Origin of the sequence: Undibacterium sp. SXout7W (assembly GCF_049339385.1) — a bacterium.
GTDB lineage: Bacteria > Pseudomonadota > Gammaproteobacteria > Burkholderiales > Burkholderiaceae_D > Undibacterium.
The window spans coordinates 58,845-74,386 of the sequence record NZ_JBMPPF010000012.1; the positions used below are offsets into that span (position 1 = coordinate 58,845).

General features: G+C 45.6%; 9 protein-coding genes. 6 read left to right on the plus strand and 3 right to left on the minus strand.

The features are described from left to right. Positions 1 to 116 precede the first annotated feature (116 nt). The 3 genes from ccmC to ACO0LB_RS12550 all read right to left on the minus strand — a co-directional run bounded on the left by ccmC (position 117) and on the right by ACO0LB_RS12550 (position 3,589). Complete coding sequence (gene ccmC, locus ACO0LB_RS12540) at positions 117 to 854, minus strand: heme ABC transporter permease CcmC (protein ID WP_423049479.1); 738 nt, start codon at positions 852 to 854, stop codon at positions 117 to 119. A gap of 144 nt (positions 855 to 998) precedes the next feature. After that, the gene (gene ccmA, locus ACO0LB_RS12545) at positions 999 to 2,390 is read right to left on the minus strand and encodes a heme ABC exporter ATP-binding protein CcmA (RefSeq protein WP_423049481.1); all 1,392 of its coding nucleotides are present in this window, start codon (positions 2,388 to 2,390) and stop codon (positions 999 to 1,001) included. Continuing rightward, positions 2,387 to 3,589, minus strand: a complete 1,203-nt coding sequence (locus tag ACO0LB_RS12550; RefSeq protein WP_423049483.1) for a tetratricopeptide repeat protein — start codon at positions 3,587 to 3,589, stop codon at positions 2,387 to 2,389. Before ACO0LB_RS12550 ends, ccmA begins: the two co-directional genes overlap by 4 nt. A gap of 248 nt (positions 3,590 to 3,837) precedes the next feature. Here ACO0LB_RS12550 and ACO0LB_RS12555 point away from each other — a divergent pair, with 248 nt between their 5' ends. The 6 genes from ACO0LB_RS12555 (at position 3,838) to ACO0LB_RS12580 (ending at position 15,541) form a co-directional block, all read left to right on the plus strand. Beyond that, positions 3,838 to 4,656 carry a hypothetical protein gene (locus ACO0LB_RS12555; protein ID WP_423049485.1) on the plus strand — a complete coding sequence of 273 codons (819 nt, stop codon included), beginning with the start codon at positions 3,838 to 3,840 and terminating at the stop codon, positions 4,654 to 4,656. 267 nt (positions 4,657 to 4,923) lie between these two features. Next, the gene (locus ACO0LB_RS12560) at positions 4,924 to 6,210 is read left to right on the plus strand and encodes a cytochrome c3 family protein (RefSeq protein ID WP_423049487.1); all 1,287 of its coding nucleotides are present in this window, start codon (positions 4,924 to 4,926) and stop codon (positions 6,208 to 6,210) included. Beyond that, the gene (locus ACO0LB_RS12565; RefSeq protein ID WP_423049489.1) at positions 6,207 to 8,255 is read left to right on the plus strand and encodes a heme-binding protein; all 2,049 of its coding nucleotides are present in this window, start codon (positions 6,207 to 6,209) and stop codon (positions 8,253 to 8,255) included. Before ACO0LB_RS12560 ends, ACO0LB_RS12565 begins: the two co-directional genes overlap by 4 nt. A 1-nt stretch (position 8,256) precedes the next feature. Next, positions 8,257 to 10,314, plus strand: coding sequence for a hypothetical protein (locus ACO0LB_RS12570; RefSeq protein ID WP_423049491.1), 2,058 nt, complete (start codon positions 8,257 to 8,259; stop codon positions 10,312 to 10,314). A 251-nt stretch (positions 10,315 to 10,565) separates the two neighbouring features. Then, a complete protein-coding gene (locus tag ACO0LB_RS12575; protein ID WP_423049493.1) occupies positions 10,566 to 14,183 on the plus strand; it encodes a hypothetical protein in 3,618 nt (1,205 codons plus the stop codon). Further along, positions 14,180 to 15,541, plus strand: a complete 1,362-nt coding sequence (locus ACO0LB_RS12580) for a multiheme c-type cytochrome (RefSeq protein WP_423049495.1) — start codon at positions 14,180 to 14,182, stop codon at positions 15,539 to 15,541. The genes ACO0LB_RS12575 and ACO0LB_RS12580 overlap by 4 nt, the downstream gene beginning before the upstream one ends. The last annotated feature ends 1 nt before the right edge of the window (position 15,542 follow it).

Here is a 15,542-nt window from a genome sequence, read left to right on the forward strand (position 1 = left end):
GCTTTCCCACTGAAGTTTTTCTAGTACCTGATTCTTCAGCCGTTTGATGCTGAGTATTTCTATGACGAAAATGAACCCCGTCAATATGACGCATGCCCATATCGCTACTTGTGCATTCATGGCAGTATTCCTTTAGACCATACGGATGTTCGTTCGCGTAATAACAACTGCCAGCGCCCACGTGCCAAAGCAATCGCCGCGCAGGCAAGCCACATTGCCAGAGTGCAGGTCAGCAGAATGGCTTTCATCTCGAATGCCATGCGGGATGCTCCAGGCGCACCGATAGAAGCTCCCTGATGCAGTGTATTCCAATAGATCACAGAAAAATAAATCAATGGAATATTAAACAGGCCTATCAAAGTGAACCATGATAGCAATTGGTCTGTTTTACTTTCATCTTCAATCAAGGATGCGATGGCCATCAATCCAAAATAAATGAATAACAATAATAGCTCTGATGTCAGCCTGGCATCCCATATCCAGTATGTGCCCCAAGTCTCTTTACCCCACAACGCCCCTGTCACTAATGCAATGACGGTCATCCAGGCACCAGTTGGCAGTAATGCCCGCAGCATGACTGCTGAAACGGCATTTCGGTAGACGCAATGCAGCGTTGCATACGCAGATGCAACCAGATAAATCAGCATCGACATCCATGCTGAGGGAACATGCAGATATAAAATCCGGTAAACCTCGCCTTGCTCTGCATCTGTCGGTGCAAAGAACAAGGCCATGACTATACCTATGCCTCCAAGAACGCATGCCAATGGAATCAAAAAATTCACAAGTTGTCCGCTGAGTCGAAAAAAAACTGGCGGCGAGCTTAAGCGAAGTAAGTACTGAGCAATAGGCATGATCAAATCAGTCCGTATAAGCAGGGAGGTGAAAAGCGGTTACCCGATACCGACAAGAAAGCATCTGAAGGCCTGGCTGAATTGAGGGTAACAAGCGAATGTTCATGGACATGTGAATTAAATGGTGATTGATCGCTTGCTGGGTCATTCCAGCGCCAATATCAATACTTTTCCTGTGATCACAGGCAGCGCGATGATACTGAGCGTTGCCAGATTTGCCAAGACTAATAATGGCGATGTGTATCCTATTCCCGTTTGCGCACCTGTAATTGCGGCGGTGCCAAAAATGATAAGCGGAACAAATACAGGAAAAGCTAAAAGGCAGACGATAATTTGCGCTTGTCTTGCCATCAGCCCTAGTGCAGCAAACATGCTGCTAAATGCTGTTAACGTAACGGAACCCAGCAATAGTGATATAAACAAGACCAACAGAGTCTGCCCACCTAAACCGTATAGCAGACCCAGCGGAATACTGATGAGCGCCAACGGAATACCCATAAAAAGCCAGCCTGACAACATTTTGCCAAAGACCAGTAAAGGCATGGATATGTTGGCATTGTTCATATCGTTTAAGGCGCCGTGTTCGAAATCTATTTCAAAAAAACGATTCGCACCAATCAGCGTTGCCAGTAATGCGCTGATCCAGAATATACCGCCAGCCGCTTTTGTCAGAAATTCGGTTTCAGTCCCTATTCCAAATGGGAACAGCGAGATCACCATCCAGTGAAAAACCGAGGGCCAGACCATATCCTGTGGGCGTGCAGCCGTCAGTGTGATTTCTCTTTTTACTATCCAGAGTAAGGTGTCTACAGCTGACATACTTATGCGCACATGCGTGGTTCGTACTGGATGAACGCAGCTATTGGTGTGGGAGGGCGTACTCTCGATGAATCTGGCCTGGCTGCTGTCGATGAAAAGTTTTCCTGATGAAAAAAAATCGATGGCAGGCATGGCCTCACTCAACGAGCGATGCGTTGCAATGATCGCAGACCCACCCGCTTGAAAATGTTGTGTCAGTAATTCTTTGAGTAAATCAATACCGTTACTATCCAGCGCATTGAGAGGCTCATCAATTAGCCATAACTGACATCCGCTATGCAGCATGATGCCAAGCATGAGTCTGCGTATTTGTCCCTGTGACAGATGCCTTATTCTGGAATGTATTTGGTGACTGAGGCCGATTTTCTGCAAGAGTGATTTAAGCTGAACAGCTTGAATATGTTGGCCATACATGCTCAAGGACAATGTTAATTGCTCAGTGATTTTTAATTCGGGTCGAAAGCCACTTTGATGTCCAAAATAAAAAACCGACAGATCAGGGGAATGCTTCATTTCACCTTTGTCAGTCGTTGCATTTCCATTGGACATAGACGCCAGTTTTCTTAATAAACTGGTTTTCCCACTACCATTTTGCCCTTGTAGTTCAATATAACGGGAATAAGGTAGACGGAACGACACGTCTTTGATTAGTTCACGTCCGCTACGTTGTACAGGAACCTTTGTCAGCTCCAGCAAGTACTGATTTTGATCTGTCATGGGACTACGGAGCGTATTTCCAGTGTTACTTTTTGCGTGCCGAGTTTGACACCCGGAAGAACAATCGACAAATCGCCAGATTGTTTACTTGCTGTGCCCGCCATAGAAATTCTCGCTTCGATATTAGCTTCTTTTACGCTGGATAATTTCATTGCAGGCGTCATTGCCTGACTATCATCCAGTCTGAATGTAACCGCTTTTCCATCGGCAAGCGCTTGTGCCGGAGTGCGGAAAACGGCAAGTGGCATCGGAGGGCCTGACGGTGACTTGGCAATCACAAAGAGCATGGCAGTTGCCGGAAGTGTTTGTTTCTTCAGTGTTGCAATCAGTGCAGGACTCAAAACAACTTCGCCACTGATGCCGATATCTGAATTCGTGGCTAAGCCCTTGACTGAGCTTGTTCCCTGCAGTTGCCCTGATGAGTCCGATGGAGCAGGAGTTACATTTTTCAGACTCGCAAGAATAGCATCCACCTGCGCAATATCGGCCGCTCCCGGCGGAAATGTTGCTCTCAGACGCTTCCAGTAATCAGTCGCCATTGCTACATCATTATTTTGCATGGTTGCAGTTGCTGCGAGTGATAGTGCTTTTGGATGATCAGGGGCATTTTTCAATGCCTCTTGTATCAGTTGTAATGGTCTTCCAGCCAATGATTTATTATTGGTCATTGCCAGTACATCTGCCAGATCGGCAAGAATATCTGGATGGCCGGGTGCTAATGCCAGCGCTTTTTCTAGTGCTGCTGCTGCACCGGCAAAGTCTCTTTGTATTCCACGGGAACGCGACAGTAATACCCATCCTTCCAGATTGTCTGGCGCTTCCCGAAGTTTATTTTCTAATTGAGCAATCCTGTCTTCAATTGACTCAGCACTTCCGGGATGTTTTGCATTGTCTACCGGAGGCAACCCGGATTTGTTGGTAATGGATGACGCGATATCAGATGATGGCGCTTTTAAAGCCTCAGCATCCCAGTGGCCTATGGCTGCGTAGATGGCCAGCGCAATAGTTGCACTGAAAAGGCTTATCCACAGCCGGTGATTTGATGGTTTTGCAGAAGTGGCTGCATCCGCAGAAGTATCGATAGTTTGATGATGCGACAATACCGTACTCGCCATTTCGCTCCATTCCTGACGGAGTTCAGTTTGAGTTTGTTGTGGGAGCAAGACGTCGTGATCGATTTCCCAGCGCTTTGCCAGCATTACTTCCCACTCTGCATTGTTTTTGTCTGACTTTCCTTCTGAGTTTTTTCTGTTTGTCCAGAGATAACTAATGACCCATGATGTAAAACATGTAAATAGTGTTGCAATAAAAAAGAAAATCATAATGGGGGTCTAGTTTTTGAGCCAAATCACGTTGGTATTAGTATAATTCATCGAAATTATTGATTTCGTGGCAATTAAATAATCACTGACAGAAAAATAACAGCTAACTTAGAGTACTTTGAACTATGACACAAGATAATATTTTGTCCTTTAGTAAATTAAAGTACCTAAAATGGGCTTTGCTGATTATTACTGCGTGTATCGTTTTATATGCCGTCGATAACCCTCCGATTAAGCCTAACGGTGGTACTTGGCTAGGTTACGGACTGGGTACATTTGGCGCGCTCCTGATACTCTGGTTGCTGGCGTTTGGTATGCGCAAACGTGCATATAGTTCCACTCTGGGAACTTTACGCGGCTGGTTGTCCGCTCACATCTACCTTGGTTTGGCTTTGGCTTTCGTGGCGACTTTGCACACTGGCTTCGAGTTTGGCTGGAATGTGCATACACTCGCCTATGCTCTCACTATTTCCGTCATTTTGAGTGGTTTCTGGGGTGTTGTGCTGTATTTAAGACAGCCCGCACTAATGGGTAATCTTCTGAACGGACAGACTTTGCAACAGTACGGCCAGGCATTGCGCGATATCGATGACCAATGTAAAAAATTGGCATTAACAACTTCATCCGATATTCAGGCGTTGGTTCTGTCGTCTTCTCAAGGGAAAATTTTTACTGCTTACTGGCAACGCTTTACTGGGAAAAATGCCCATTGTGAAACGCAAAAAGTCCTGAAATCCCTGGAAAAAAGAACCTCGGAATTGCAACCTGTAGTCCAAGAAATCTACACCTTGCAATTTCGCCGTTTACAACAGTTAAACCGTATCAGAGAGTATGTGAGATTAAAAAGCTGGACCGAAATCTGGCTAATTTTTCATGTGCCTTTATCTTTTGCTTTATTGGGTAGTCTGATTGCCCATATCGTCTCCGTTTTTTTCTACTGGTAGACCATGATGCATAGCACTCCTGACGATCCAATCTCATTGGAAATTGCGAATTTACAGAAACCCTTGGCTGGACGCAGGCTATTTTCCTGGTTTTTTTTCATTATCTTGATTGTTGCTTTTCTCGTTTTACCAGTGATGGCAAGTATCTGGCCGTCTACTTTTGAGAGTATTTATTCGGGAAATTATTTTAAAGCCTCAAAAAATACCGAGCTACAGAGATTACTGCCATCCGACGCTGTCCATCAATCTGGTGTGGCTAAACATAGAATGTCTACTGCAGGTGCTGAATCCAGCAAGGTTGGTGCAGCACATCCAACGTACATGAATCTCGACGTGTCATGGAATCCGGGAGCACTCTCCAGTTCTCATCAGCCTTGGGCAAATGATTGCAAGGCTTGTCATTCAGCACCATTTAATCGTGTAAAAGATCAGGATTGTGTTGCGTGCCATGAAAATATGGGGGATCACGTCAGTAGTAAAACGGTGAAAGTTGATCGCTTGCATGAGGTGCGATGCGCAACTTGTCACCGTGACCATCAGGGCGAGTTCGGTCTGGCGCAGCAGAATAAGCGCTACACTGGAGAGAACTGCGCCGCATGTCATGCGGATATCAAAGCCAGTTTTCCTGATACGAAAACAGAAAATGTAAAAGATTTCGCAAAATCTCACCCCGACTTCCGAGTGCAGGTCGCAACTGCTGCGCAACCTGTTACTTTCTCTCGCTTACGATTGAATGCAAAAAGCTCTCTTTCTGAAGTAAATAGTTTGAAGTTTCCACACGATGTGCATCTGGCTGCCGGTGGAGTCCGTAGTCCTGATGGTAAAGTGAAAATGGAATGTGCTAGCTGCCACAAACCCAATACGGATGGCGTGGGTTTTCAGCGAGTCACAATGAAAGACAATTGTCAACGTTGTCATGCATTGAAGTTTGAACCTTCAGTGTCTAATCGTGAAGTACCACATGGCTCAGTGAATCAGGTTTTGTCGACCTTACGAGAGTTTTACAGTTATGTCAGCGTAAACGGTGTCCCAGTTGACCGCCGTCCGGATTCTGGGCCTGTATTCACTATCCGGCCAGGAAAACCACAACCGGTTGCAAGTTATGTCAATGCTCCCGGAGATGCGAAAAGCCGTGCCATTGCATCTGCAAATGAATTGTTCGAGAAAACTTCCTGCATTGTTTGTCACGAAGTCAGTCGTTTACCTGGAAATGGCAAGGAGGGGACGCCAGCTCAGGATATGCCGCAATGGAAAATTGCTCCTGTAACTTCGCAGCATGTCTGGATGCCTAAAGCCACTTTCAGCCATAGCAAGCATGTATCTGCACAATGTACAGATTGCCATGATGCACCAAAGTCGAAAAAAGCAACCGACGTGTTGATGCCAATGATCACACAATGTCAGGATTGTCATGCCGGTAAGGAGCCTGTTGTTAATAAGGTGACTTCGGATTGTGGTCTGTGCCATGGATTTCACATGCCTTCTGCTAGTGCGCCTTCCACGCTTACTAAGACTCGTCAGTCACATCCAATGTCAGAGGCCCACAAGCAATGAATATCCTGCTAAAGACGAAGTTTGCCTTGTCTGTGAAAAGACCGTTCAGATTGGTTGGACGCGTTTCTTCTATCCGCTCTATTTCTGCTGTATCTGCAAGCGCTTTGATTCTCATCGCTTGCGGTAGTGGTGGCGATGGTGGAAATGCTGCAACTAATACTGTTGCAAGTGCTTGTAATTTTTCCATTTCCAGCGAACCACAAGCATTATCTGCGATAGAAGTCGAACAAATTGTTGCACAAGGTATAGAGGCAGCCAGTGCATTAGGTGCAAAGGCGACTTTTGCTGTTGTTGATCGTTCTGGTAATGTACTTGCAGTGTTCAAGATGAACGGTGCTATAGAAAAAATTAACATTGGTAGCTTGAAAGATGTTCCTGCACAAGGTCTGGATGGCCTTAACGGTATCGTGCCCTCTGAACTTGCATCTATCGCCAAAGCTATCACAGGGGCCTATTTATCCTCTTCGGGTAATGCATTCAGTACCCGTACTGCAAGCTACATTATTCAGAATCACTTTGCTCCGGGTGTTTTGCAAACTGCAGGTGGGCCATTGTTTGGTGTGCAGTTCAGTCAACTACCCTGCGGTGATTTAGTCACGCGTGGCGTCACTGATAGCGCTGGACCGAAGCGATCCCCATTAGGCTTATCTGCCGACCCAGGTGGATTTCCCTTATATAAAAATGGTCGTGTGGTTGGTGGTGTCGGTGTGATAGCCGATGGAATATATGGCTTGGACAAAGATCCTGCTTCAGGAAGCTCCGATCTTGACGAGCGTATTGCACAATCCGCATTAAAAGGATTTGAAGCACCGAATTGTATTCGCGCAGAGCGGATTACGGCTGGTGGACTTGCTTTACCGTATTCTAATTCCGATGCTTCCCTTGTCAATGTCAGCGCCTCAACACTGGGCGATGCCAAAGTTGCTGGTGTCGGAAAATTATCAGCAGTGGATACGTATTACGACAATACGGTGATACGTGCAGGCGTCGCATTTGGAACTGTCGCCTCAGGTTTTGCACCTGATACCTCTGCTTTTAAGGGTTCTTCTGGTTATATTTTAACGAGTAACGCAACTGCCACTAATCGTTATCCGCCAACCTCATCTCAAGCACCATTGGCCTTGGATAAAGGTGGTGCTGGTATGTCTGCTGCCGAAGTTCAGGAATTACTTTCTCAGGCAATTGCGGTAGCAAATCAAGCCAGGGCGCAGATTCGTAGCCCGCAAGGCTCTGCTGCACAAGTCACGATCTCTGTTGTTGATAGTGCAGGAAATATACTGGGTCTGGTTCGGGCTCCTGATGCTCCTGTGTTTGGTACCGATGTTTCGTTGCAAAAGGCAAGAACTGCTGCATTTTTCTCATCGTCGTTCAGCGCTTCTGCATTAAGCAAGCAGGCGCCTATCACCTATCTTGGCGGTATGAATTTCGCCAATGGTGCGCCATTTACCCTTGACGCAACGTATATATCGGGCCAGTCAAGCGCAGCTAAATCTTTTTTTGGCAATCCAGCAGTTTTCTCTGACGGCATAGCTTTTTCTGCCAGAGCGATCGGCAATATTGCCCGGCCAAATTTTCCTGATGGTATTGATGCAAATATCAACGGACCGTTCTCCAAACCCTTGAGTACCTGGAGTGTGTTTAATGATGGATTGCAATTAGATTTGGTTTATCGTGGGTTTACTCAGGCAATCGTGGCACCCGCTAACACAAATAACAATTGTACCGGTACCGATGTATCTGGAAATGATGGAATTGCGACCCTGAAGAATGGTATTCAGATATTTCCGGGAGGTTTCCCTATTTATCGGGGTAACGTATTCATTGGTGCAATTGGCGTTTCCGGAGATGGTGTTGATCAGGATGACATGATTGGTTTTCTTGGCTTGGCGCGAGCAGGAAAAACCTTGAATACGGGAATTGCAAATGCTCCAGCTGTTTTGCGTGCAGATACTTTGCTACCTCAAGGTAAGCGTCTCAGGTATGCACAATGCCCGCAGACGCCATTTAACAATAGCACTGAACAAAATGTTTGCGACGGTATTTGATATGCAAAAGTTTGCAAAAACTTCCGTAGTATTATGTTGTGTGGCGTTGTTGTCCTCGACGATCTCAATGGCACAAACCGCGCCAGTCATCGTTGTCGAAAAAACGCCAGAATTACTTGAGCTGCAAGTAATGTCGACGTTGATCGGTGTAAAAGAAGCTCCGGAGAATAACGCGACGATCATTGCGCATGTGTCCCGTGGAAATTTACTGAACGTCCTTGAGCAACGTGGGGATTGGTACAAAGTCGCCTTACCCTCATCAACGGCAGGATGGATATTGCGGACTCCGGGGGAGTTTGGGCAAATGTCGGTGGAGGTATTCCCGACAAAAAATCCTCCTATTTTTGCAGTTGATGAAGCATCACAAAAGGTAGCAAATGAAAAGGAGGGGATAGTGAATGTCCGGCCTGGTCATTCACCTGTCGTATTGACTTTACCGCCGATTGATCCGCAACAAGTAGAGCCGCCCCAACAAAACTTGCCTCGTGAATCCATTTCTGTACCGGATCGTTGGCGCTTAATGCAAGCATTAGGATTTAAGTTTCCCTTATATGACCCCTATAATCAAAATCCGTTAAAAGGTGATTTACCAGTATTAAAAAATCTTGGCGAAGATATTTTTTTCAATCTTGGTCTGATTTCGGATACTTTGTTTGAAGCACGTCGTTTGCCAACACCCGTATCCGGTCAAATTGCTTTTCGTCCTGGTGCTAACGACATCTTTGGACAAGGTCAACAAAATGTATTTGTACAGAACCTGATCGTCAGCCTGGGGTTAATTAAAGGTGACACGACATTCCGTCCTCCTGATTATGAGTTACGGTTTGTACCCGTCTTCAATTTTAACCGGGCTCGTGTACAGGAAGCTGGTGCATTGAATATTGATCCGTCAGCAGGCACAAGAAGGATAGATAATTTTGTGGGTGTTCAGGAATTGTTTGCCGACGTTCATTTGCGCAATGTTTCTGAACGATATGATTTCGATAGTTTGCGTGTTGGCATACAGCCATTCACAAACGACTTCAGAGGATTTTTGTTTCAGGATTCTCCTTTTGGTATTCGCGTTTTTGGGAACAGAAGCAATAATCAATTTCAATATAATCTGGCGTGGTTCCGTCGTTTTGAAAAAGATACCAATAGTGGTTTGAACGATGTTGGCAAAGGTTTGCGTAAAGACGACGTATTTGTTGCCAACTTATATCGTCAGGATTGGCCTGTTCTGGGATTTACTTCACAGTTCAGTGTTGTTCATAATCGCAATAACGAAAAAGAATTCGCCTACGACAATAACGGATTTCTGGTACGTCCTGCTTTTGTCGGGGACGTAAAGCCCCATAAGTATCAAGTCACTTACCTTGGCTATAACGGTGACGGCCATTTCGGCAAATGGAATCTGAGCACTTCAGCATACGTCGCTCTTGGAACAGATGACCATAATTCTATCGCTCAGAAATCTCAGCAAATCAGAGCAGGTTTTTTTGCCAGTGAATTATCACGAGATTTTAGTTGGGTGCGTTTGCGTGGCAATGTGCTTTTTGCATCTGGAGATAAAGACCCATTTGATAATAAAGCAACTGGCTTCGATGCCATTTTAGAAAATCCTCAGTTTGCCGGATCTGACACGAATTTCTTTATACGTCAGGCAATGCCTTTGATTGGCGGTGGTGGTGTGGCACTTGCGGGTCGTAATAGTATTTTGCCTTCATTACGTTCGTCAAAAGATGAGGGGCAGTCTAATTTCGTTAATCCGGGCATTGGTCTGGTTGGTGTCGGGGCCGATTTTGACATTACGCCGGAGCTACGGATATTTACTAACGCATCTTATTTGCGGTTTATGGAAACGAGCTCGCTTGCATTACTGCGTAATCAAGCTATGCCTTCATCTTCGATTGGTACCGATTTGTCGGTGGGTTTTCATTTGCGCCCCTTCTTTACGCAAAATATGATTATCAATGGTTCAGCTGCTGTTTTGAGACCAGGTACAGGTCTTAAGGCATTGTATGGCGATAAGCGCGGTAGCCTTTATTCCGTAGTATTAAACGTGGTGCTGACATTTTGAAAAATATACGCCTAACCCAGTCGATTTTTTTTGTGCTGACATTCTTGCAATGCGTGGCAAGAGATGTGTCGCACCGATCTTTTTTGAGTCAAATCAGAAACAGTCTGCTACTGGTCCTCTTTAGTTTTTTGTTGCCTGTTACTGCATTTTCATCTGACGGTACTAAATTATCCGACCGATCGTATGAAATTGCACCAGCTGCGCCAAAAGCACAATCATTGGTACAGGCGAAATTGAAGTCAGATGGCTGCATGAGCTGTCACACGGTCACAGACCGCCATACTATGCATGCCAATCCAGGCGTGGTTTTAGGATGTACAGACTGCCATGGTGGAAATTCAGCAATTACCTATTCTGGCTCCTTGTTAAATTCAAAAGCACCCGATTATCGTAAAGCGATGGATAAGGCACACGTATTGCCAAGAGATGAAAAATTTTGGAAATATCCCTCCTCAGCAAATCCTGAGCATTCGTTTGCCAAGCTTAATAAAGAGCATCCTGCGTATATCCGTTTTGTGAATCCGGGTGATTTACGGGTCGCACGCGACTCATGCGGTAGCTGCCATTTACCGATCATTCAGGCGCAGGAGCGTAGTTTAATGTCGACGTCTGCAATGCTTTGGGGTGGTGCAAGTTATAACAACGGGATACTTCCTTACAAGCGTTATATCCTCGGGGAATCGTATACTGGGGACAGTAAAGCAGCCACGATCGTTAATCCTATTAAAGTAGATAATGAGCATTTTGTATTTAAGGGAATCTTAGACAGGCTGTATCCATTACCTGCATGGGAGACGATTCCACCAGCAGATATATTCCGTGTTTTTGAGCGTGGTGGTCGCGTAATTTCCAGTCAGTTTCCTGAAATAGGGTTGCCCAATTTGTCCGGAACGCTACAAAAACTGGATGAGCCTGGACGGCCCGACATACGGCAATCGAATCGCGGCCCAGGCACAGGTAGTCGGATTGCGGTGCCTGCGATTAATATTACGAAAACGCGTCTGAATGATCCACATCTGTGGTTTTTGGGGACGAATGACCAACCCGGTGATTACCGATCTTCAGGTTGCACGGCATGTCATACGATTTATGCCAATGACCGGGATCCCAAACATTCAGGCCCCTACGCCAAATTTGGTAATGTAGGCGCGACGCAGACCATTGATCCCACCATTCCCAAGAACGAATCCGGGCACCCACTGAAGCATGAGTTCACCAGGGCGATTCCGTCATCTCAGTGCATGGTATGTCATATGCACCAGCCCAATGTTTTTGTGAACTCGTTTTATGGTTACACAATGTGGGATTATGAATCTGATGCGCCACATATGTGGCCAGAGAAACAGAAATATCCTACCGACGCAGAAGCGCGTGTCGGTCTGGATAGAAATCCTGAAGAAGCAGCTATACGCGGCAAGTGGAATGAGCCAGAGTTCTTGAAGAATGTATCTACGCTGAATTCAAAATTAAAAGATACACAGTTTGCTGATTATCATGGACATGGATGGAATTTCCGTGCCGTATTTAAGCGTAATCGCAAAGGTGCCTTGCTGGATGCCAAAGGTAATATTGTCTCTGACGATGATCCGGATAAGTTCAAAAAGACGGTTCATCTGTCGTCCATTCATATGGATATCGGTATGCATTGCGTGGATTGCCACTTTGCACAGGATATGCACGGCAATGGCCACATCTATGGTGAAGTCGCGGCTGCAATCGAGATCGACTGTGCTGATTGTCACGGCACGGCAAAGAAATATCCGACATTGCATACCAGTGGACCTGCTGCGAAGCCTGGCGGGATGGATTTGAGCCTTTTGAAAACGCAGGATGGCAGACGTCGGTTTGAATGGCGTGATGGAAAGCTCTATCAGCGGGCTGCACTTGATCCTGATAAAGAATGGGAAATGAGTTTGGTCAAAGATACAGTGAATCCTGATCATCCCAAATATAACGCTAAGGCAGCACGCGCAAAATTGATGTCTGCTGGTGATGCTGGCAAATCCGGAAAATGGGGACCAGGTGTAGAAAAATTTGCGCATGATGACGAGAAAATGACGTGCTTTACTTGTCATTTATCCTGGACTACCAGCTGTGCGGGTTGCCACTTGCCGATTCAGGCTAACTGGAAAACTGAGCGCAATCATTATGAGGGCGGAGAAACCCGTAATTACGCGTCTTACAACCCACAAGTTGTCAGGGACGATATGTTCCAGTTGGGGATCAGCGGGCCAGTCAAAGGAAGTAAAGTGACACCCGTACGTTCAAGTTCTGCACTCGTTTTATCGTCGACGAATATCAACCGCGAGAAAATTTATATCCAGCAGCCTCCTATTGCCGCGAGTGGGTTTTCATCTCAGGCGTTTGCGCCTCACTATCCTCATACGGAACGTAAAGAAGAAACGAAAACATGCACCGATTGTCATGTCTCAAAAAATAATGACAACAACGCAATCATGGCGCAACTGTTGCTTCAGGGTACGAACTTTGTGAATTTTGTTGGCTATAACGCTTGGATAGGTGAGAGCAATCATATTGAGGCGACGACTGTCACAGAATGGAATGAGCCTCAAGCGGTTATTGGCAGTTATTTACAGCGTTACGCCTATCCTGACTGGTTCGGTAATCATCAGGCTAAAAAAATGGAACTGACAGAGTCCCACGAACTGGGGACTGACGGCAATGTCAATTGCTTGCAATTGCGAGGTGAATACATGTTCGTGGCCGAAGGCAGGGGGGGATTCCGTGTCTACGATACTGCTAATATCGTTAATAAGGGCGTATCGCAAAGGATCGTTACTGCACCATTTTCTCCGCTCGGTCAAAATACCCATATCGCATCCAAAAATGCGACTTGTATGGCCATTCCAACCAATCAGGCAATTGCACCGACGCGTAATACGGGTGATCTGATGCGTGTGACCAATCAGGAGCAGCCTTTCCATCCCATCTATCATTATGCTGTTATCACTGATTCTGAAGAGGGATTAATCTTGACGAATGTTGATACTCTGGCTGACGGTGACCCAAGAAACAATTTCCTGACGCGCGCGCTGACATGGAACCCGGGTGGTTTGCTGAATGGCGCACGTCATATTACTTTGGGTGGGTATATTGCTTATGTGGCTACTCCCAAAGGAGTCGTGATACTGGATTTGGATAATCCATTAAAACCTAAACATCTTGCAACCATTCCTATGGAAGATGTTCGCGCTTCAGCCTTGCAATTCCGCTATTTATTTGTGACAGATAAAACAGGCTTAAAAGTGATCGATGTCACTATCCCGGGGAAACCGTTAACATTGGCGGGCACCGTGCCATTGAAAAATGCACAAAAACTCTACTTGGCCCGCACCTATGCATATGTCGCTGCCAGCGATCAGGGTTTGGCGATTATTGATATCGAAAAGCCTGATCATCCACAGCTATACCAAATGTTTACTGCCGAAAGTAGATTGAACGATGTTCAGGATATTGTAGTGGGAAGTACAAATGCATCGTTATTTGCCTACGTTGCAGACGGTAAAAACGGATTGAAGGTATTGCAATTAACTTCGCCAGATACACAACCGCGTTTTTATGGTTTTTCTCCTGAACCTAAACCAGAATTAATTGCATGGCGTAAAACAGCATCACCTGCGATGGCAGTGTCCAAAGGATTGGACCGTGACCGCGCAGTCGATGAAACCGGTAATCAGATCGCAATATTTGGCCGTATAGGATCCAGACCTTTTATCGCGAAAGAAATGGAAAAACTGTATATGCGCCCAGATGGACAGGTATGGAAAGTGACTGACGAAATCAATATGAAGGATTTTGTTGCTCGTGCCAGTAAAAATGTGGCGCCAATGCAGAAGGGGACAAAGTGAGAAATAATTTTCTTCTAAAGGTTGTATGCAAGACCAGTCTATTGCTCTGTTTCTTATGCAGTGCTTTACACAGTTCTGTCTCGTCTGCAGAAACTGTTTTACCGAATGCTGCTCATGCGCAGACGGTGGGAACAGTCAACTGCGCCAGTAGCACTTGTCACGGTTCGGTAACACCATGGAATGATTCTGTTGTTCTGCAAAATGAGTACACGACCTGGCTTCGTCTGGACAAGCATGCCAAAGCTTACAATGTGTTGTTGAATGATAAATCTCGAAAAATAGCTAAAAATTTAGCATTGAAAGAACCAGCGCATCAATCAAAGATCTGCCTTGATTGCCATGCGCATAATCCTGCGCTGAAACTACAAGGTGAACGGCATGTTGTGAGTGAAGGTGTGGGTTGTGAAGCATGTCACGGACCTGCAGAAAAGTGGATTACTTCGCATACCGTGCAAGGTACAACGCATGCAGACAATGTAAAAAATGGAATGTACCCAACAAATCGTCCGGTAGAGCAAGCGAAGCTTTGTTTGTCTTGCCACTTTGGTGATGAGAGTCGTTTCGTCACCCATAGAATCATGGGTGCAGGTCATCCGCGCATCTCTTTTGAGCTGGAGACATTTACTAACATCGCGCCAGCACATTACAAAATCGATGAGGACTGGAATAAGAGAAAGGGTGAATACAATAGCATTCGTATCTGGGCGATAGGACAGGCGCTTGCCTCAAAACAATTACTTGATACTTTGACTGACCCCAAACTGGGGAGAGATGGATTGTTTCCAGAATTAGTATTATTCGATTGTCATTCTTGCCACCATCCTATGAGTGAACAAAAATCCTCACCTCGGTTAGGTGTTGGACCTGGGCGTATGCATTTGAATGACAGTAATCTTTTGATGCTGCGTGCCATTGTTTCGGTTGTGGATCCTGCAAGTTCAAATAATTTCAATAGTCAGGTATCGCAATTACATAAAGCGATAGCAGGCACATCCAATGTGAAGACTGACCCACTTGAGTTGGCCAAAAAACTTTCTGTGACGATCGGGCAGTACACCGCACTGTTTGAAAAGAAACATTTTGATATGCTGGTTTTACGTGAGGTTTTAAAAGCCTTAATTAATGAGGCAAGTGCCGGTAATTATTCAGATTATGCCGGTGCCGAGCAGGCCTATATGTCGATATCAAGCCTGACCTCATCGTTGAGCAAGCAAGGTGCGTTAAAGTCTGTGAACGATATTAACCGTCGTTTATCGTCTATGCGCAAGGTATTGGCCAATGAGGAAAAATATAACCCAGATGTATTCAGCGCAGAGTTGTCTGGTTTGCGTACGTTAATTTCATCTTCAGCTAAGTAGG